The organism is Natrinema sp. 1APR25-10V2 (assembly GCF_031626495.1).
Classification (GTDB): domain Archaea; phylum Halobacteriota; class Halobacteria; order Halobacteriales; family Natrialbaceae; genus Natrinema.
Genome location: NZ_JAMQOJ010000002.1, coordinates 646,361 through 667,617, shown reverse-complemented (window position 1 = coordinate 667,617; position 21,257 = coordinate 646,361). Strand labels below are relative to the sequence as shown.

Annotated in this window: 14 protein-coding genes; 11 read left to right on the top strand and 3 right to left on the bottom strand. The window is 63.0% G+C overall.

From position 1 onward, the window contains the following. Positions 1-71: 71 nt before the first annotated feature. The 5 genes from NDO75_RS09080 to NDO75_RS09060 all read left to right on the top strand — a co-directional run bounded on the left by NDO75_RS09080 (position 72) and on the right by NDO75_RS09060 (position 5,268). Positions 72-1,379: a hypothetical protein gene (locus NDO75_RS09080; protein ID WP_310905830.1), complete on the top strand. Its 1,308-nt coding sequence runs from the start codon at positions 72-74 to the stop codon at positions 1,377-1,379. Positions 1,380-1,585: 206 nt separating this feature from the next. Then, entirely contained in the window at positions 1,586-1,984 is a 399-nt protein-coding gene (locus NDO75_RS09075; protein WP_310905829.1) for a metalloregulator ArsR/SmtB family transcription factor, read from the top strand. Beyond that, on the top strand, positions 1,977-3,140 hold the full coding sequence (gene arsB, locus NDO75_RS09070) for an ACR3 family arsenite efflux transporter (protein ID WP_310905828.1): 1,164 nt from the start codon (positions 1,977-1,979) through the stop codon (positions 3,138-3,140). Before NDO75_RS09075 ends, arsB begins: the two co-directional genes overlap by 8 nt. Before the next feature lie 137 nt (positions 3,141-3,277). Next, positions 3,278-3,727, top strand: a complete 450-nt coding sequence (locus tag NDO75_RS09065; RefSeq protein ID WP_310905827.1) for a low molecular weight phosphatase family protein — start codon at positions 3,278-3,280, stop codon at positions 3,725-3,727. Between the two features lie 143 nt (positions 3,728-3,870). Continuing rightward, positions 3,871-5,268, top strand: a complete 1,398-nt coding sequence (locus NDO75_RS09060; RefSeq protein ID WP_310905826.1) for a PAS domain-containing sensor histidine kinase — start codon at positions 3,871-3,873, stop codon at positions 5,266-5,268. Between the two features lie 555 nt (positions 5,269-5,823). On the opposite strand, the gene NDO75_RS09055 is transcribed toward NDO75_RS09060, so the two are convergent. Continuing rightward, a complete protein-coding gene (locus NDO75_RS09055; protein ID WP_310905825.1) occupies positions 5,824-7,437 on the bottom strand; it encodes an alkaline phosphatase family protein in 1,614 nt (537 codons plus the stop codon). Positions 7,438-7,728: 291 nt separating this feature from the next. Then, complete coding sequence (locus NDO75_RS09050) at positions 7,729-8,739, bottom strand: GNAT family N-acetyltransferase (protein WP_310905824.1); 1,011 nt, start codon at positions 8,737-8,739, stop codon at positions 7,729-7,731. 489 nt (positions 8,740-9,228) lie between these two features. Between NDO75_RS09050 and NDO75_RS09045 the strand changes: the two genes are divergently transcribed. The 3 genes from NDO75_RS09045 to NDO75_RS09035 all read left to right on the top strand — a co-directional run bounded on the left by NDO75_RS09045 (position 9,229) and on the right by NDO75_RS09035 (position 13,226). Next, positions 9,229-10,527 carry a DUF1616 domain-containing protein gene (locus NDO75_RS09045; RefSeq protein ID WP_310905823.1) on the top strand — a complete coding sequence of 433 codons (1,299 nt, stop codon included), beginning with the start codon at positions 9,229-9,231 and terminating at the stop codon, positions 10,525-10,527. Positions 10,528-10,721: 194 nt separating this feature from the next. Beyond that, positions 10,722-11,798, top strand: coding sequence for a CARDB domain-containing protein (locus NDO75_RS09040; RefSeq protein ID WP_310905822.1), 1,077 nt, complete (start codon positions 10,722-10,724; stop codon positions 11,796-11,798). A gap of 336 nt (positions 11,799-12,134) precedes the next feature. Beyond that, positions 12,135-13,226 carry a CARDB domain-containing protein gene (locus tag NDO75_RS09035; protein WP_310905821.1) on the top strand — a complete coding sequence of 364 codons (1,092 nt, stop codon included), beginning with the start codon at positions 12,135-12,137 and terminating at the stop codon, positions 13,224-13,226. A gap of 89 nt (positions 13,227-13,315) precedes the next feature. Here NDO75_RS09035 and NDO75_RS09030 read toward each other — a convergent pair whose 3' ends face one another. After that, complete coding sequence (locus NDO75_RS09030) at positions 13,316-14,245, bottom strand: glycosyltransferase (RefSeq protein WP_310905820.1); 930 nt, start codon at positions 14,243-14,245, stop codon at positions 13,316-13,318. 215 nt (positions 14,246-14,460) lie between these two features. Between NDO75_RS09030 and NDO75_RS09025 the strand changes: the two genes are divergently transcribed. The 3 genes from NDO75_RS09025 to NDO75_RS09015 all read left to right on the top strand — a co-directional run bounded on the left by NDO75_RS09025 (position 14,461) and on the right by NDO75_RS09015 (position 21,014). Next, positions 14,461-16,266: a hypothetical protein gene (locus NDO75_RS09025; protein ID WP_310905819.1), complete on the top strand. Its 1,806-nt coding sequence runs from the start codon at positions 14,461-14,463 to the stop codon at positions 16,264-16,266. Positions 16,267-17,083: 817 nt separating this feature from the next. Continuing rightward, the gene (locus NDO75_RS09020) at positions 17,084-18,988 is read left to right on the top strand and encodes a hypothetical protein (protein ID WP_310905818.1); all 1,905 of its coding nucleotides are present in this window, start codon (positions 17,084-17,086) and stop codon (positions 18,986-18,988) included. Between the two features lie 235 nt (positions 18,989-19,223). Next, a complete protein-coding gene (locus tag NDO75_RS09015; protein ID WP_310905817.1) occupies positions 19,224-21,014 on the top strand; it encodes an asparagine synthase-related protein in 1,791 nt (596 codons plus the stop codon). Positions 21,015-21,257: the final 243 nt, after the last annotated feature.

The following is a 21,257-nucleotide window of genomic DNA, read 5'->3' as shown; positions in this document are numbered from 1 at the left end:
ATCAACGGTTCTGGTGGTTTTTGTAGCAGGTCGTGATCCACCTGATCGATACACCGACACGCCACTCACCTATGTCATCAATCCTCATCGAGCATCTCTCCACCGACGGCGGAACCCTCGAGTGTTCGGTACGCGCCTCGAGCGACCTCGAGCGGTTCTTCACCGACGAACAGTTTCGAACCGAGTACGACGTCCCGATCGACGACGTCCCCGACGGCGTCCTCGCGATTCCCGTCCTCGCGCAGGTCTGTCCGGTCGCGTGGGCCAACGGGGCCGACGTCTACGTCGACGAAGTCGACGCGACGTTCGCCCGGGCGCTCGACGACGTCCAAGAGTCCCTCTGCGAGATGCACGACTTCCTCGAGGGTGGGACCCTCTACGCACGCCGGACGATCGAGCCCGAGCCCGAGCCGCGAGGCGAGAGTGGGCTGCTGTTTACCGGCGGCGTCGACTCGACGTCTTCGTACGTCCGCCACCGCGAGGAGTCGCCGACGCTGATCAGCATTCGGGGGTGGACGATCACGCCCGACACCGCCGACGACGGGAAGTGGGACGCACTCCGTACGCGCGTCTCGAACTTCGCCGACGACCACGGCTGTGAGACCGCCTTCGTCGAGTCGAACATGCTCTCGTTCCTCGATCATCCCATGCTGCTCGCCCACTACAAACGCTACGTCGACGGCGGCTGGTACAGCTCCGTCGGCCACGGACTCGGCCTCCTCGGGCTCTGCGCCCCGATGGCCTACGCGCGCGCGATGGAGGACCTCTACGTCGCCGCGACCCACTGGGACGGGATCGACCTCGAGTGGGGCTCTCGGCCGGACATCGACGATCGCGTCCGGTGGGCCGGGACGCAGTGTCACCACGACTCGTACGACCTCACTCGACAGGAGCGACTCGACGTCATCGCCGACTACGTCCGCAGCGAGGACCCCGACCTGCAACTGCAGACCTGTAACGACCGCATGGACGGCAACTGCGGCGAGTGCGAGAAGTGCTACCGCACCGCCGTCGGCCTCCGGTTGGCGGGCCTCGAGCCGGCCCAGCACGGCTATCCGTTCTCGGACGCCGACTACCGCGATCTCCGGCGCTCTCTCGAGCGCGGCGACTGGGTGCTGGGCCAGGACGAACGCCACATGTGGGCGGATATTCGTGACCGAGCGCGCGAGATCGAGCCGGCGACGCCGGCCGAGAAAGCGTTCTTCGAGTGGCTCGAGAACGCCGATCTGGACGAGCTGATCTCGACGTCCGGTCCGCCGCTTTCCCACCGGCTCCTCCGGGCCGGCGCGCGAAACGCACCGACCAGCGTCTACAACACCGCCTATCCGGCCTGGAAGACGGCGAAGGCGGGACTGCGATTCGTCAGATCCGAACGGTAGCGTCCGTTCGGGATACCGATTTTCACACTCGAGCGACTCGCGGAGCCGTTGCTCTCTCGAGAGGTTGCGATTCCATTTGAGATTTCATTCAACTATCTATCTTTGCTGAACCATATACAGGGCTCTAAGCCCGATATTTTGGCAAATGGGATAGTTTCGAAAACGGACCGATAGCTATACTTGAATAGAATTGAAAGTGGCTGGCGATGGCCCAAGCCACAGATCGATTGCGCCGGTACCTCGAGGACGAACTCGAGGCCTGTTGCGACGAGGACGTCGACCAGCGACTCGAGGAACTGAACGCGCTCGAGGCGACTGTCGGGCGAGCGCGGATCGACGCCGAACTCGAGGTGCTGTCGGCGCTGGCCAACGAGACGCGGTACGCGCTCGTCCGCGCTCTGGTGGCGGCGGGGGAGGAACTCTGCGTCTGCGAACTCCACGCCGTCGTCGACGTGAGCGAGAGCGGCCTCAGCCACGCTCTCTCGGCGCTGGTCGACGCGGGACTCGCCGAGGGACGGAAGGACGGCCGCTGGAAGAAGTACCGGGCGACCAACCGCGCGGTCGCGCTCGTAACCGTCCTCGAGGGGAGCGTGACCGATGTCTAGCGCCGGGGCACACGAGCACGGCCCGGACTGCGGCTGCGAGAGCTGTGGCGATCCGCGCTCGATGGATCTCCTGGACAAGTACCTCACCGTGTGGATCTTCGCCGCGATGGTCGTCGGCGTCGGTCTCGGTCACGTCGCGCCGTCGGTGACCGGGCCGATCCGGGACCTCCACCTCGTAGAGATCGGGCTCGTGGCGATGATGTACCCTCCGCTGGCGAAGGCCGACTACTCACGGCTCCCGACGGTCTTTCGCAACTGGCGGGTGCTGGGACTGAGCCTCGTCCAGAACTGGCTCATCGGGCCGACGCTGATGTTCGGGCTCGCGGTGGTCTTCTTCAGCGGGCTCGTCCCCGGCCTGCCGGCCCGTCCCGAATACTTCCTCGGGCTGATCTTCATCGGGATGGCCCGGTGTATCGCCATGGTGCTGGTCTGGAACGAACTCGCGGAGGGGTCGACCGAATACGTCACCGGCCTCGTCGCGTTCAACAGCCTCTTCCAGATCCTCACCTACGGGGTGTACGTCTGGTTTTTCGCGCTCGTCTTGCCACCGCTGCTCGGGATGGAGGCCCTCGCCGCCGAGATTACGACGTTCAACATCTCGCCCGAACAGGTGTTCTTCGCCATCGCGGTCTTCCTCGGCCTCCCCTTCGCGGGCGGGGTCCTCACCCGCTTCGTCGGCACACGGGCCAGGGGCGAGGAGTGGTACGACGACGAGTTTGTCCCGACGATCGACCCGTTGACGCTCGTGGCACTGCTGTTCACGGTCGTCGTGATGTTCGCTACGCAGGGCGAGACCATCGTCACCGCGCCGGGCGACGTGCTCCTGATCGCCGTCCCGCTGACGATCTACTTCGTCGTGATGTTCTTCGTCAGCTTCGGGATGGGCCGAGGGATCGGTGCCGACTACTCGACGACCACCGCCATCGGCTTCACCGCAGCTTCGAACAACTTCGAACTCGCCATCGCCGTCGCCGTAGCGGTGTTCGGCGTCGGCTCCGGCGTGGCCTTTGCGACCGTCGTCGGCCCGCTCATCGAGGTGCCCGTTCTGCTCGCGCTCGTCAACGTCGCGTTATACTTCCAGCGACGGTTCGACTGGCGAGGGCGGGTGACCGGCGGCCTCGAGCGAGCGACCGGCGAACCGACGACAGACGACTGACGACTGACGAAACGAACACCCATGCAATCCAAACCGACCTCCCCGACGACGACCGATCGAATCGACACCGCGTCCACCGTTGGCGGACGCACGACCGCTGATACCGACGGTGCTCGAACGCCGAGCGAGGTGTCCCCATGAGCGACGTGGGCGAAGAGAGTGACGGTCGCGTCCGAATCGCTTTCGTCTGCGTCCAGAACGCCGGGCGATCGCAGATGGCGACCGCGTTCGCCGAGCGCGAGCGCGACCGGCGGGGCCTCGAGGACCGCGTCGAGATTCTGACCGGCGGCACGAACCCGGCCGCGGCGGTCCACGACGAAGTGATCGACGTGATGCGCGAGACGGGGGTCGACCTCGCCGAGCGCACACCCCGCGAGATCTCGTCCGCGGACCTGCGAAGCTGTGACGCCGTCGCGACGATGGGCTGTTCTACCCTCGATCTCGGCGACGCGGAGACCGCCGTGGACGTCCGGGACTGGGCGCTTCCGGATCCGGACGGCGCGGACCCCGAGCGCGTCCGCGAGATCCGGGACGAGGTCGAGCGCCGGGTAGTCGCGCTGTTCGATGACCTGTTTTCGGCCGACTGATCGCGACGACCCGCTCGGGGCCGAAAAGTCTCCGAACGGTCGCTCTGGGGCCGATTGCAGTCATATTCGGTCGCCGGCGGCCGACCGAGAGCCGTGCCGTCACCCTTTTCGTCACTACTCGTGAAGTACTAGCGTCTTACCCAATGGACCCCGAAATCGACGACCTGGCCTCGGTCCTGCTCGAGTACGCTCAGGACAAACTCGCCGTCGTCGACGACGCGGGTACCTACGTCTACGTCAACGAGGCGAGCGCGTCTATTCTCTCGTTCGAACCGGAGCACCTCGTCGACGAGTGCGCGATGGAGTTCATCCATCCGGACGACAGACGAGCGGTCACGGAGCAGTTCGATCAGGTCAGCGCGTCGACCCAGTCCTCGGCGACGGTCCAGTACCGACACGCCACCGGGAGCGGCGGCTGGGTGTGGCTCGAGAGCCGGTTTACCGATCCGCCCGACGACGCTCTCGACGGCTACGTCGTCAGTTCGCGAGACATCACCGAACGGGTCACCGCGGAACGGGAACGCCGCGACGCCGAGAGCCGACTGCGGACGATCGCCGGCACGGTTGGTGACGTCCTGTGGATGTTCGACGGCGACTGGACCGAACTGCTGTTCGTCAACCCGGCGTACGAGGACGTATTCGGTCTGCCCGTCGATGCGCTCGAGGCGGATCCGCACAACTTCCTCGAGGTCGTTCACCCCGACGACGTCGACTGCGTCCGGGAGGCGATGGCCCGCGCCTCGGCGGGGGAATCGGTCGACATCGAGTATCGGGTCAATCCGAAGACGGACTACAGCCGCTGGGTCTGGGTGCGGGCGGTCCCGATCCGCGACGACGGCGAGGTCGTCAAGATCGTCGGTTTCTCGCGGGACGTCACCGACCGCCGCCGTCGGGAGCGCCAGCTCGCGGTCATGGACAACCTCCTCCGACACAACCTGCGAAACGACATGGCCGTCATTATGGGAAACGCGGAGTGTATCGCCCGAGACACCGACGAGCCCGCGAGCGAGCGCGCCGAGATCATCCGTCAACAGGGCCGTGAGCTGCTCGAGAGCACCGCCAAACAGCGCGAGATAATCGATCTCCTCACGGAGCGGACGACGCCGGAAGCGATCGACCTCGTTCCGGTCGCGTCCGACGCGATCGGGACGATCCGCGACCAGCATCCGTCGGTGACGGTCGAGCTAACCGCCCCCGACGCGGCGATTGCCCGGACGCTCCACGAGGTGGAACTGGCCGTCGTCGAACTCCTCGAGAACGCCATCCAGCACGATCCGAACGGGTTGCCAGCGCTGTCCGTGTCCGTCTGCGCTCGCGAGGACCGGGTCGAGATCGCGATCGAAGACAGCTGTCCGCCGATTCCGGAGGTCGAGTTCCGCGTGCTCACCGGCGACTGGAAGATGGACGACGTCTACCACACGTCCGGCCTGGGGCTGTGGCTGGTTTACTGGGTCGTCGATCTCTCGGACGGACACATCGCGTTCGAACGCACCGAGACGGGCAACGCGATCACCGTCTCGCTGCCGCGTGAATCGTTGTAGCGCTGCGAAACTCCCTCGCCGAGACGATTGTACTGCAGATACTGGAGTTGCGTCGGCGCGTCGGTGTCGAAGCCCTGTCGCTCGTAAAACACGGCGGCGGGGCTCTCGCGCGTGGTCGATAGATACGCGCGGTCGACGCCTCGCTCCTGTAGGTCGCGCTGCAGAGGGTCGACGAGTGTAGTGTCGCCCCTCGGTGCTACCGATTCGAAGTTACGTACATCTTCTGTGAGTGATGAATATTCTCGGATTCCACTGCTCGTGGCGGCCGAGAACGAACCCGTGAGCCTCGGCTCTCTGCGGTCCCCACGTGCCTCAGTCCGACGGGAGCAGTCAGGATCTCCCGCAGCCGCCTCCGTGCGCTCTCGTGGGTCAAGTCGTCGTTCCAAGGAGGAGGAGTAAACGTGTCCACGAACACCGACGAAACGGCGTCGAGGACCGACCTGCGAACCCGCGTCGTCAGGATGGTCGAACGGCCGCCGCTCCTCCACATAATCGAGTCCCTTCCACCGGTTCTGGACGGCATCGAGTGTCGGCCTCGGCGTGGGCGAAAACGAGCTACTCTATATAGCCGAGATCCGCAAGTCGCTGCTCGACGTGCTCGTCTGACGTTTCGACCGATCGGCCTTCGTCGAGTCGCGGGTACCGTCGGGTTCCGGCCGGTTCGACGCACGGAAGGGGATCGCCGTCCATTCGTTCGTCGACCGGCACGTCGAGCGTCGACAGAACGGTCGGAGCGATATCGAAGAGATGCGCATGGCCGACACCGGCACCGTGATCGATATCTGCACCGTGAGCCGCGACCGTCCCCTCGAGCTTGTGATTCCAGGGTTCGCTCGGCGGACCGAACTCCTCGTCCCGTAACGTCGCCGAGAGGAAGTGATCGAAATCCGCCGGAACGGTCACGACGTCGACGGCGTGTTCGCTCTCGGGGCCGTGGAAGAACTCCTCTCGAGGCTCAACGGCCTCGAAAACGGGGTCGCCGTCGGGCGTCGTGACCGCTCGCAAGGCGTCGATGATCCTCGTTCGGACGGCCGCGTATTCCTCCGGCGGAACGACGCCGTTCGGGTCGCGTCCCTCGAGGTTGATACGGACGCCGAGTTCGATCCGCGAGCGGACGTACGCGGTCGATTCCGGGAAGTCGACCTGTGCAGCCCCCGCATTGACGACGCCGGCGGGGACGTAGGCCGCGGCGAGATCGGCGATCCCGAGGCGCTCGAGGACGGCGTTGATCCGCTGGCTCGTGAGCCCGAACCCTGCAACGGTCGCCATCGCTCGCTCGGCGATGCCGGGCTCGTAACTCGCGGCGTCCTCGCCTTCCTTGAGGTTCCCGTCGCGGACAGTCGCCCACGTCGGCATCCCCTCTCCGCCACGCACGGTCTCGACGAGACCCTCCTCGCGGAGGCGCTCGTTGACCCGGAATTCGTGGCCGTTGTACGGCCCCATCCCGTGATCGCTCGCGACGATGACGTTCGTCGGCTCGTGGGCCTCGAGGATCTCGCGGAGCTGTCGATCGACCTCGCGGTAGATCGTTCGAACCGCCTCGTCGTCCTCCGGCCGCTTGTGGAAAATCGAATCCGTCGCCTGAAACTCGACGAACCCGAACTCGGGATCGAACCTGTCCGCGAGGTAGCGAAAGGCCTCCCCTCGCATCCGCACGCAGTCGCCGTACGCACGTCCGAGGTCGGCTGCGTCCTCGTCCGGGTAAACGCGGTACTCCCCGATCGCGTTCCGTACGTCCTCGAGCACCCCCGCGGGATGACAGTCGGGGTCCTCCGGCGCGGTGTAGCCCGGGATCAGCGCCCCGTCGAACTCCCGCGGCGGATAGGTGACCGGGACGTTGACGACCACGCTCGCCACGCCGTGGCTATCGAGCAGTTCCCAGAGGGTTTTCTCGCGAACGTCGGTCGCGTTGACGACGTCCCAGTCGTAGCCGTCGAACGAGAGAAACCCGTAGACGCCGTGTTTGCCCGGGTTCTTCCCGGTGTACAGCGACGGCCAGGCGCTCGCGGTCCACGGCGGAATTTGCGATTCGAGCGGCCCGCTCGTTCCGATACTGTATATCGACTCGAGGGTCGGCACTTCATCATCCTCGAACAGCGGTGCGAGCACCCGGTCGCAGGCCGCGTCGATGCCGACGAGTAGCGTTCGGAGGGAGGGTCCATCGTCCATCGTCGGCACCTCCGCTTCGGTACCCCTTCGTAATGGATCATATTACTCGTGAGAAAACTCGCTTGATTGTTCATATCGGATCGGACGGTCACGACCGACCAGTGATAATGGGCTCCCGTACCGGAGAAACCACTCCATACCGTTACTCCCGTTCGAACCGTCGTCGGGATTCACGATATCAGTCGACCGTGATGCGAGTCGGCCGGCGACCGTTGCCCGTCTGCAGTCGACCCGCCCACCAAAAAACGAACGTAACGCCGAGCAGAACGGTGGCCGATCAGAATTAGAGAGTCACTTCACGCTGTCGTACAGCGAGGCGACGGTACGCATGCCCCAACTCCCGTACTCGAGACCGTAGTAGGTGCGCAGTTCGGGATTGAACTTCGCCTTGTATCGGTTGATCCGGCGCGTATCAGCGCCGACGAGATCGTACGTTTCGAGGCTCCGCTCGAGTCCGTCACTCATGATCGCCCAGTCGAGCAAGTCGTTCGTCGGGATGTCGACGTCGGCGTCGGTCCGGACGCCGCCGATCCAGCGGCCGGTCGTATCGCCGTACTCGAGGGCCAGAATACCTCCGACGAACTCACCGTCGACGCAGAGTGTGTACGGACGGACGTGTCCGTTCGGCGACTCGTCGGCGAGGTCGAGGACGAAGTCGACGGGAACGCCAAAGCCGATGTCCTGCGATTCGTACCGGTTCCTGACCTGCTCGTGGATTAGGCGGATTTCCTCCGGGCCGCCGACCTCGATTTCGTACGCCTCGTCGTCGGCGTTTCGAATGTTGCTCCGCGCGTCGCTGCTGAACGTCATCAAGAGGTCGTCTTCGGGGTGCGTTAGATCGACCGCGTAGGTATACTCCGGCGTCGCATCGTACGCGTTCCACTTGAACGGGCGCGAGTCCTCGAACGCCGTCGACGTACGGACGTGACCGTACTTCGGGTTCAGTTCCTCGTCGATCCACTCGAAACAGCCGTCCATGAACCGCTGTCGTCGGCGCTCGCGCTTGCGCTGCTTCAGCTTCCCCATGTTCAGGAACGCCGGCCCGAGATACGGGATCCGGAGGTGTGGCGGCGGCGAAAACACCGTGGTCAGGAACTGCTTTTCGATCTCGAAGACCGGAAAGAGCCCGACCGGTTCCTGACCCTTGAACCCGATCAGCGGATGTAACGTCGCATCGGCGTGCTCGGCCTGTACCCGGAGCGCCTCGAGCTCGTGCCATAGCGTTCCCTGCGGCGACCGGTCGACGTACCCGTTCCACCGCTCGAGGTCGTCTTCAGTCGCAATACGGACGTCGATACTCATGCGTACGATCCCTCGAGACCGGGCTGCTGACACTGTTCGATAGTCGTTCGGCGTCCCATACGAGACGGCACTCTTCATAGCTACTTTGTAAGCATCTTATTTCCGTCATCGTAGGCGGATAGTTCGAGTTCCAGACTCGTTGCTGGAGTGATCGTCACGTTCGATGTACCGAGTTCGGACCGAGCCCGCTTCCGATGATGTGAGTCCCGCCGCCGGTTCCAGCGACCGACGCGACGATCTCGTGACCAGTCTTCGAGAATCCGGCGGTGGACCGACCAGTCACCGCTCGAGCGGAACTGCGGAGTCACGCCGTCGACGAAGTGGCGGAGGGAGCCAGTGCTGAATGCCGGGCCGCTTCCCAACGACCGTGGCTGACTCTGGATCCGGAGTACACTGTTAATAATGGAGCTGGTACCCGAACCGGCCTTCTCGTTACACGATAAGTAACAATGGCTAGCGGAATCGAGCAACCGATAACTGGTAAGTACAATGAAAGGGCTCCCGGTTCAGCCGTTCGCAGCCGTACGGCGGCGAAGCAAGCGCCTCGTCGCAGGGATTCCGATCGACCTGGTCGGCGTAGCTGGATTCGCCGTCATCGCCGTCGGCCTCTTGGCAGTCGCAGACGTTTCGTCACCGTTAGTGCGAGCTACGGTCGGGTTCCCGTTGTTGTTTTTCGTGCCCGGCTACGTGACCGTCTCGACGCTCTTTCCGCGAACGTCGACTGCCGCGGGAGGCACCACCGACGATCGGTTGTTGATACGACAAACGACGGGGATTACGGCGACCGAACGTGCCGCACTCTCGTTCGGCCTGAGTTTCGCGCTCCTGCCCCTGCTCGCGTTGGTCATCGCCGCTACGCCGTGGGGGTACACCGGACCGGTCGTGGTCAGTACTGTGGCCGGTTTCGGCCTCGTCGGTTCCGGACTCGCTACTGTTCGACGGCTGTCGGTTCCCCCGGCAGATCGCTACAGGATCGACTTCGATCGACGACTCGAGGCGGTTCGGACGGCGATATTCGGCGCTCAATCGTCGCTTCACGTGGCCGCCAACGTCGTCCTCGTACTCGCCGTCGTGCTCGCATTGACGACTGCCGGATACGCGTTCGTCGCCCCGCAAGACGACGAGCAGTACACCAGCCTTCGACTGCTCACCGAAACCGACTCGGGCGAGCTCGTCGCGTCGGGCTACCCCTCGGAGATCGAGCCGGGCGAATCGGTTCCGCTCGTCGTCGCCGTCGAGAACCGTGAGGAGGCCGACCGGAATTACACAGTGGTCGTCCAGCAACAGCGACTTCAGGACGGCGAGGTGATCGAGCGAACGGAACTGCAACGGTTTTCGGGGGAAGTCACCGTGGGTTCGACAGCGTACGCCGAGCGAAACGTCACGCCGACGGCGGACGAGGGACCCGTTCGGATTTCGGTGTTGCTGTATGCCGACGGGGTGCCGGAGACGCCGACCCACGAGAACGCCTACCGCTATACGCACGTCTGGACGAACGTCACCGAGCCGGACGATACCGACACCGGCGACAGCGCGGACGGCACCGGTGGCGAGGACGATTCCGGCGACGATCCGTTTGACGACCTGTTCGACGACGAGTCCGATGAAAGCTCTGACGGTGGAACGGACGGCGGGACTGACGATGGCGGAGACGAGGCCGGGACCGATAGCAGTGATGAGAGCGGGGCCGATGGCGGAGACGAAAGCAGCACCGATAGCGGTGACGATGGTGATACCGAAACGGTCGACGGCGACAGCGGTGGAAGCGGAAACGAAACTGAGGGCTGAACGGGTCGCTCGGCGGACGGAGCCGGTCCGCCGCTTCCCGTCATAACCTCTTTCGGACGGAGAGTCTCCGGGCAACTCTCGAGCCCGCCGCGACGGCGTCAGATGCTCGCCGGTTCAGTTGCCGCATAACAATAGCCCGCTGCGTGACCGATTCGGATAGCAGACCTTCCAAATGCTCGTAATGAAACGGATATATGACAGTACGTGACAACAGCTCCACAGTCGGGACGTACGCGGTCGTGGTCGCGATTTCGGCGGTCGTGGCAGTCGTCGTCGGAACGTCGGTCAGCGTCGGGATCGTCGCCGCACAATCGGCTCAATCGGGGGCCAGCGAGGAGTACGCCGTCGTACAGGATGACGAGTGTTTCACCGTCGAACCGCTCGGCAACGGGTCGCAATCCGTCGAATCGTTCTACGACTATCGAACGCCGTATACCAGCCCGAGTTCGCATACCTACAGCTCGTTCGGGACGACACACCTGCAGAAAGACGACACGAGCAGGCTCTTCCTCTACGAGGGCAGCGAGGGTGTCAGTCTCGTCCTCCTTCACGACCAGCACCGCGGGAACTCGTCCGGCGGTGCAGTGACGATGCAGTTCGACGGACTGCCCGAGAACGGCGAGTGGGTCGTCGAGGACGACAGCTACGACGGGCGCGACGACGAATTCGATCACCGCGGGTCCTCGAGCCGAATCACGTGGGTGTACACCGACAGTCGGAACGACGGTGCCGCGTTCCGCGGTGGACTCGAGGACGAGTTCGGGATTACGATCGAACCCGCGTTCAACGATGCGGCCGACTTCCGCGTGTACGAGGGTCGGATCACCGACTGGGAAGCGATTTCGGCGACCGACGGCGGCTACGAGCGGACGTCGCTGGACATGTCCGAACCGGTGACGATCCAGTCCGGCGGCTGCACCTCGCACGCGGTCACCGATCTGGAAACGACCGGGACGGTGGCGCCGGGTGGCTCCGTCGACATCACGGCGACGGTCGAGAACCGGGGCGACCGAACGGTGACGACGGAGATCCCGATCACTGTCGATGGCGAACTCGTCGACGAGCAAGCGGTGAGCCTCGGGCCCGGCGAAACGACGACGCTCTCGACGACGACGACGGTCGACGAAGCGGGGACGTACACCATCGCGGTGGGCAATCAAACTACGGAGGTGACCGTTACCGAGAACAGTGACGGAATGCGCGGCTTCGGCGTCGGGGCGGTGGGGCTGATGGCGCTTCTCGGCGTCCTGATCGTTCGGTATCGGCGATAGCCGTTCAGCGAGTGTATCCGACCGATCAGACTTCGATCGCCAGTATCAGGTCACCGTTTGTCTCGGTCGATGTCTCAAACAGGACGATCCGTCGGGCCTGTCATCCAGTGTGTATTCACGGAGCGAACATTCGCTCGAGGAAACGACGGTCGTTCCATGGACTCGCTTCCGGCCGCGAGCAGTGGAACCGGCGACTGGACGGAGAAATATCGTATTAAAACGTTCGACCGACGTTTTCACACCCTCTCTAACCGAGTTTCCGACGTTCGCTTCTCCGTATCGGAAACGATGACATAACAATTGGTTCGAACTCCATCGATGAAGCCGGGACGAATAATGACACAACAAAGGAAACTCTCGAGTCCCGGAACGTACTCTGCTCTCGCGACGGTGGCAGCGGTGGTCGCGCTCATAGTCAGTGCGACGGTCGGTGCTACAGCGGCCAGTGCAGTTGCCCCACCTGACTCGAACCACCCGGACGAATATGCTGTGGCACAAGGTGGCGACTGTTGGACCATCACGCCCGTCGGCGACGGCTACCAGACAGTCACGGAGTTCTACGACTACCGAACGCCGAACACCAGCCCGAGTTCGTACTCCTACAGCTCTCACGGGACGACGCATCTCCAGGCGGAGGACACGAGCTCGCTCTTCTTGCACGAGGGCAGTGACGGTCTCAGTCTCGTAGTAGTCCACGGGCAGTATAACGGGAACTCGCCGGGCGGTGCGGCGACGATGCTGTTCGACGGCTTACCCGAAGACGGTGAGTGGGTCGTCGAGGACGATAGCTACGACGGGGCCGACGACGAGTTCAGTCACCGCGACTCCTCGAGTCGCATCACGTGGAGTTGGGGCGAGAACCGGACCGACGGCGCGGCGTTCAACGGCGGGCTGGACGGCGATTTCTCGATCACCGTCGAGCCAGCATTCAACGATCAGGCGGACTTCAGCGTGTACGACGGCCGGGTCACCGACTGGCAGACGATCTCGGCGACCGACGGCGGCTACGAGCGGACGTCGCTGGACATGTCCGAACCGGTGACGATCCAGTCCGGCAGCTGTACCTCGCACGCGGTCACCAACATAAGCGTGTCCGAACCCGTGGCGGCGGGCGAGTCGACGACCCTTCGAGCGACCGTCGAAAACGATGGCGCGCTCGCTGGAAACTTCACCGTGCCAGTTACCGTCGACGGCGAGACCGTCGACGAACAGACGGCGCGTCTCGAGCCCGGCGAAACGACGACGCTCTCGACGACCGTGACCTTCAACACGACGGGGACACACCTCGTTGAGGTAGCCAATACCACTACCGAGGTGACCGTCGGAAATGGTGACGGGAACGAAACCGATGAGGTACCCGGCTTCGGGATCCCCGCGGTGGCAGGAACGGCCCTACTCGCGGCGCTGCTTGCACGTCGTCGCAGCTAATCGGTCCACCGAAAGCGCCGACTGTCTGCCGCTACTTCTTTTATCGGTGTCACGCCGACCGGCCGTTCGGTCGACCTCGGTCACCGTCTCTACGCACCTCGATCAATCACGTCACGATACACGTCGTGGATCCGTGCGGACATCCACTTCGTGCTGATCTCCTCGGCCTGTGTGCGTCCGTTCGAGCGCTCCCCGCTAGCGAGAATCGAGGAGAGTGCGCGTCGGAGTTCGCGATCGGTCCGACAGACCTCGGAGGGCGTGACACCGTTGAGACGCTCCCGAACGTCTCCGACGTCGACGGCGACGACCGGGAGGTTACACGCCATCGCCTCCTTCACCACGTTCGGCGACCCCTCCCGGTCGGAGGTCAGCAACAAACAGTCGGCAGCGTTCATGTACGTCGGCATCTCCCGATGGGGGACCTCGCGGGCCGTCTGGAGGGTGACCGGTTCCGAAACGTCGTCGCGGACCGCTTCGACGATCCGCTTCGCCCGCGGGTAGTTCTTCACTTCGCGCTCGGCTTTGTACGGAAAGAGCACGTGCTTCGCGTCCGGATCCCAGTCGAGTCGAGCGATCGCGTCCGATCGCGGTATCGGCTCGAACTGGTCGAAGTCGACGCCGTGGGGAATCACGTGACAGTCCCGACCCAGTTCGGCTTGCATCCGCTCTGACATGACGATCGTTGCTTCGCAGTGTTTTGCACACGTTTTGCTCACCCAGCCGAGTTCACCGTCGAGGTCCGTTCCCCACAGCGATAGCACGACGGGCAGTCGCGGTTGCGCCAGCGCGAACGGTGCCGTTAGCCCGTAATTGGCGTGAACGAGGTCGTACGAACCGAACGACTCCTTCAGCACCGTCGGGTGAAACCGCAGGTAATCGAAGACGGACCGTCCCGAATCTGCCGTCACCGTGCCCGGAACCGAGATCGTCGTACAATCGATACCGCGCTCCTCGAGGGCCCGTACTTGGAGTTCGAACGGCGGCGAGTTCGCCTTCGACGTGAGGTTCAGGACATTCATCTTCGTATAGATGTCTTTACGCGGACGTTCAGGGGTCGGACGTTTTGTTATGGAGGGTTTGTGACCGGCGTTCGAACGTGTCCGTCACTGCTGGTCGACCGGAGAGTGACCCGGCGCTCCTCGAGTATCGGATCGTATCTGTGAGACGGCATATATAGGAGTTACTGTCATTCATACGCTTCATAACAAGGGATCGACCCGCGGACGAGCCGATAATGGCACACGCACGTTCGCGGTCGACGCTGGGAGAGAGCACCCTCCTCGCGCTCGGGTTTCTCGCGCTGACCGGCGCTGTGCTGGCGGCTCACTCAGCGCCGGCAACCGGGTACGAACTGTCTCTGTACTCGAGCACGCCGCTCTCGTTTTGGGCGCTGCTCGGGTGTGCGCTGTTCGTTTCCCTACTCGGTGCTCTCAGGGCAACGACCGACTGGTACCGCTGGCTCGCGCTCGGCCTCGGCGGCGTTTCGATGGCGACGTTCGTCGGCCTCCCGGTCGTCCGAGGGTACCGATTTTACGGTGCCGGCGATGCACTAACGCATCTCGGGTGGATGCGCAGTATCCAGTCGGGCGCGTTCTCACCGATCGAACTGCGGTATCCCGCGTTGCATCTGGTCACGACGTTCCTCTCCGTGACGGTCGGGATCGATCTTGCTCAGGCAGCGTTGCTGGTTATCATCGCCTTGTCGTGCCTGTTCTTTGCCTTCGTCGCACTGTCGACATCGCTCATATTTCAAAGCCGGTTCAGTACGGTTGTTGGTGCCTTCTCCGCGTTTCTTTTCCTTCCCATCACGACGATCCACACGTTCATTGTCCCTCACGCCATGTCGCAAGCGATCCTCTTCTCGTCGGTCTCGATATTTCTACTGCTGAAATACCTTCGCAGTCCCGCCTCACTGCGATCCCCGTCCGGCATGGGTATGCTCTTTGCGCTCACATCGATTGCGCTTGTCGTCTACCATCCCCAGCTTGCGGCGCACGTTCTAGTGATGTTTCTCGGTATCACGATTTTGCAGTTCCTGTACCGGCGCTACCGGGCCGACCATCCGATCGCGACTCACCGACCGATCGCCGGACAGACCGTCCTGTTGACCGCCGTATTTCTCGCTTGGATATCGAAACATGGCTTCTTCAGTGACGTGTTCAGATACGCGCTCTCGAGCGCGACATCGTACTTCGTCGGGGGTGGAGCGGCAGCGGAGGCAGTCAACTCGCAGGGGTCGTCACTCAGTGAAATCGGTGTCAGTCTTCTCGAACTGGTTTTGAAACTACTGGGCCCGAGCTTGCTCTTCCTGTTTTTCGCTGGCGTTCTCGTCCTGTGGTCAGTCCGGAACCGCGACCTCACGGCTCGAACCAGCGGTCTAGTTCCGTATTTCGTCGTCAGTCTGATCGCGCTGGCCGGCGTGTTCGCGGTGTACTTCTTCGGGTCGTATTCGGCGATGTACTTCCGCGTCTTCGGATTGATGATGGTACTAGTGACGATCATGGGGGCGGTCGCTATCGCCCACGGAACGACCGCTCTTTCACGGAATTACCGATCGACTACGGTTTACAGCGTTTCTATCGTCGGATTCGGCATCGTTCTCCTGCTCTCACTGCTCGTCGTCTTTCCGTCGCCGTACGTCTACCAGTCGTCACCACATATTACGGATATGTCTATGGAGGGGTACCAAACGACGTTCGAGAACAAGGACGAAAACGTTACGTTCACCGCTATTCGCGGAGGCCCGAGCCGGTACGAGGACGCAATATACGGTGACCTCGAGCGGACGCAAAAGTACGACGCGATATACGGCGAGGCGATCGCGGACGGAATACCCCAGCAATACGCCGAAGACAGATACCTGGTCATGACGCGTGCCGATCGAGAACGAGAGGTGGTCGCGTATCGGGAACTGCGGTACTCGCGGTCACAACTCGATTCTATCTCGTCGCAGACGGGCGTTAGTCGAGTCCACTCGAACGGCGAGTACACACTGTACTACGTTCGCGGCGCGGCCGACGGTGAGGAGACGACTGCCTGACGACGTAGCGAACGGACTCTGTGCCGTCTCGTCGGTATCGAACCGGCGGCGGTGCCGCGTCCGGAGTCGCCGTTCGACGGTCGACGCTCGGTGGCTTTGGCGTCTGTCCCCAGTACTGTCGGGGGAAGGTAATTTCGCCTCCAGTTCCACAGGCACCTTCGAGCCCCGGTGGTCGACGTGTAAGAGTCGAGACGGACCGTTCGACGCTTCGTTCTCGAGCAAGCCTTCCAGCCGACGAGATCCGTCGGTCCGGCGAGAGCGGGGAGGCGGACACGCTGACGGTGACGGCGACGGCTCCCGGAGGTGCGGTCGATCGCCGTCGAATTCGAACGGACGCCTGTAGTCTCGTCCCACCGCACCACCCCGTGGTCGAGCGTCGAACGCGCTGTCGAATCTTCCCCGCGGACGAACGACGGGCCGATCGGACTTCGCCCATGACCCATGACAGATCACATAACTGTAGTCAGTTTCTGAACTGTCATAAAAAGAGAGAAGACGGAGAAGTTATGTAATGTATGAAATACCACCATAGAATTATAATGCCATTTTCTATCATATGCGGTCGTGATACTCCTGAATTTCTGAATATACACTCACAGTATTTTATATTTCTACCATACTCCTACAGAAAACTTATAACGGTTAGATTCCCGGTAACGGGTGTATGTCACGGAAATCTGAACATCAGGGAACAAAGAAAAACCCTATTTCGGTAAATACAGGCAGGTCTGACGATGGTAGACAGTCGTTACTAGATCGGCGGTCGTATCTCAAGCTGACTGGCGCGGCCGCCGCGTCGGCAGTCGCGTCAGCCGGTGTGACGACAGCGGCGACCGATTACGACGTCATCGAAGTGAACGCGGGCGACACGTTCCGGAAGACGCTCTCTCGAGGCGAAACGTGGGAAAACGTCCTGATCGATATCACGGCTCGAGGAGCCAGCTACCGGATCACGGCGACGACGGACGACTGGACAATCCGCAACGTCGGCATTCGCGGCGAGTTGGACTCGACGCCCGGCTCGCAGAACTTCGTTGTCCAGGTAGCCAGCAGCGGCGCGACGGGGGTCATCGAGAACGTCTATCTGCCGGGAACGGCATACGCGCGGAGCACGTCACCGTTCCCGTCGGGGATATACGTACACTTCAACCACGCGGGTGACCTCGAAATCAAGAACCTCTACGTCGAAAACATGCCCTCGCACGGGGTCTACGGGAGCGATCCCGGGAACCGTTCTAACGATGGGAACGGGGGGACGGTCCGCATCCACGACTCGTACGCTGCGGACTTGGAGAACTCCGGATTCCGGATCGGCACAGACGGCTCGTATGTCGACAATTGCGTGTCATTCAGAACCGTCCGAGGACTCTGGTCGCGATGGGCGAACACCGAGGCTCGCGGCTGTGATTTCGGCGACAACAGTACCGATATCGTCGTCGGCCAGTCGGGATACAGTCGATCGTCGACGGTCACTCTCGACGGAACCACATGTTTCGGGACAGTCTACGAGGCGAACGGTTCCCTGACCGGGAACTCTGCAGGTACGCCCCAGGAGCGAATCCCCGTTGGGTGTCCGAAAACCGCAGTAGAAGCGGCTAGCGGCACCGCTGCGTCCGACTCTTCCTCGAGTAGCGACGGCGGGACGGACCTCCCGGAAAACACCCTCACGGTGACGGGCACCGGTGAACCCACGGAGTACTACGTCGAGACGACCGACGAGCTCGTCGCCGATCCCGACGCCGGCTCGCTCGAGAGCCACGATTCGATCGACGCCACGAGCGCGACCGGCTGGGTGACGAACACCTCCCACGTCGACGGCTATCGGTTCGCCGGCGACCTCCACGAGGTCGCGTTCCGCCAGGGCTCGGCCCACGTCGAGGTCAACGGCGAGCCGATCGATCCCGACCAGTACAACGGCGACCAGCCGACCCTCGAGAACACGCTGCTGGTCGACGGCGTCGGCACTTCGGGCGGGACGCGCTACGAGTTCGCGGTCTCCGGGGCCGCCGAGAAGGCGACCGTCAAGGGAGCCACGATCGACAGCGAGGACACCGTCGACGGCGGGACTATTACCGGCTCGGTCGCCGGCTGGCGCGACGGCTTCAATTTCAGCGGCGAGCTGACGGACCTCACGCTCGACGGCGACGCTCGTGTCTACGTCAACGGCGAGCAGGTCGACCCCGCCGACTACGGCGACGAACAGCCCCACGTGCTGACGCTGGTCGGCAACGGCTCGAGCGCCAGCTACGAGATCACGGTCGACGGCACGATCGAGACGGTCGACGGCGACGCCGCCGAAGATCACGCCACGGTGCTCTCTGACACTACCGTCGAGGGCTCGATCGAACGCGACGCCCAGCGGTTCCGGTTCTCCGGGGCGCTCACCGACGTCACGTTCCACGACGGCTCGGCACACGTCTACCTCGACGACCAGCGGATCGATCCCGCCGACTACGACGGGCAGGAGCGCCTGCCCCACGCGATCGTGATCGACGGCTCCGGCACCGACGGCCAGTCGTCGTACTCCTTCGCCGTCGACGGCGAGGTCGTCACCGCGAGCTACCGGGACGCCTCGGTCGACCCCGGCGACGCCGTCGAGGGCACGGCCGTCAGCGGCAGCGTCGACGACGAACTCGACGCCTACTGGTTCGACGGCAGCATCACCGACTTCCGCCTGAACGGCGATGCGAGCGTCGACGTCCAGTACAACGTTCAAAACTAACGCCCAGCACTGAGATTCGTTCGACCCGTCGGTCGGATGTTCTCGACCGCCAGTCACGAAACCGGTGTCGCAGTTACACCTCGTCTCTGACGGCCGATGCCGACTCGTCACTCCCGAGATGCTCGTCTCTGCTTCCCGATTTGTACCTACTCGAGCTGTTATGCACCGAATTCCGAACGAATTCCGTCCGTAATCGGTGACATTACAATAGCGACGGTCGGTGCCACCTTCGACAATGACCGGTATTGTTGGCGGAACCGCCGCGAGGCCAACGATCGACGCGATGCTTGACTCGCTGTATCAGGAGGAGTGGTACGAAACCGACCGGTACTCTATAGAGGGGGTTGGCGTCGGTATCGCCCATCACGGTGAGAAGGACCCGCAAAGCGACGTGATCTGGCGGGGTGACCGCGTTCTCGGCGCGATCCACGGCGTCGTCTCGAACGTCGACGATTTGGAGTTGACGACGGGAGAACTGTTTCGAGCGGTCGCCGATGCGCCGGACGATGTCCTGCCGAAACTCGAGGGACCGTTCGCGATCGCAGTGATGGACCGCGAGACGGGGACGATCCGAGTTGCGACCGACAAGGCCGGCAGTCGGCCCTGCTACTACGTCTCACAGAAGGGGTTCTACTTCGGATCCGAACTCACGCCACTCCTCGAGCACATCGCATCGCCGACGGTCGACCGCCGGGCTGTGAGCGATCTGCTGCTCGTGGGATCGGTCCTCGGCGAGAAAACGCTCATCGAGGGAATCCGCAATCTCCCGCCAGCGACGCTCCTCACGTACGACGGCGGGGAGGTCGAAACAACGCGCTACTGGTCCCCGGCGTTCGGGGAGAACTCCCACGAGGACTATGTCGATGGCTGGATACGTCGCTACCAGAACGCGATCGACGACTTGGTCGGAACCGTCGACACCCGGACCGGTCTCTGGTTGTCTGGCGGAATCGACAGCCGTGTTACCGGCGCGATGCTCCGACGGTCCGGTGCGGACTTCGAGACGCTCACCTACGAGAACGGACTTCCAGGAGACAACGAGGTCGCTCCACGAGTCGCGGACAATCTCGGCTCCAAGCACCGGCAGATCACGGGCGCGACGGGGTCGGCAGACGAGTTCATCGAGAGTATCGAGCGATGTATCGACTGCAACGACGCGATGCAGTCGTGGGCCTACGTCCCAGCACTATCATTCATGTATCACGACCTCGCGGACGCCGTCGACGTCGTCATGGAGGGCGGGACGTTTCTCGGCGAGGACGTCTGGTCGTACTACCTCGAGAACGACGTGCCGCCGGCGGAGCTACTCTATCACAAACGCAAGCAACTTCCGGCTGACGAGGTCGACTCGCTGGTTCCGTCGGTCGACGACCCCCGCAAGTCCTTCCGCGAAGAGGTCACACAGCTCGACGCCCGCGGTAATGCGCGTCAGTCGTGCGACGCGGTACGCCGGCTGTACTCGTATCTCCATATGCGGAGCAACGTGGTCCAGCGGAGTCAAGTCGGGACTCGAGCGGTCAGTGACGGCGCGATGCTGAACCACGTCCTCGACATGCCTTCCGAACAGCGGATGCAGACGATCCCGTGGACGAACGGGAAGATTCCGCTCGGCGCCCCTCCGATCAAACTGCGGGTGACGAGGGAACTTGACGCGGGTCTCGACGAGATCTCGTATCAGCGGACCGGTGTCGCGCCCGCTCGATCGTACTGGATACACGCCGCTGCGTTCATCGGCAAACAGCTCGCGAGACGTCTCACGACCGACTCCGCAGGACCGTACATCACCCGCTACCGGGAGAACGAACGCGTCCAGTCGTTCATCGACGGTCTCGTCGACGACGCGTGTCGTCGTCCCTTCCTCGATGCGGACGGAATCGACACGCTTCGCGACCGAGTGCGCTCTGGAGCGTCTGCAAACCTGATTCCGCTCGCAGCGATTACCGGACTCGAACGGTGGCTCCAGCAACACGTCGATCCGCTTCGGCAGTCGCGGGAGTCACGGCCCGCCAGCGTCTCCGTTCGGTAACGATACGCCGGTGGACTGCCTCGCTCGAGGCCGTCGTTTCGAGCGGTCTCCAGCCACGTTCGAACTGCCGCCGATCGTAGGATGCTATTACGACGGGACACCGGTTCCATACCGAACGTATCGCGATCGAACAATCTTCATAACAAGGGTCAGTGTGATCGTCATCACCGTCAGGAACAATGAGACAGTTGCAACGCCGATGTTCGACGAATCGATCTCCGTTCGCCGACGACCGTCGAACAA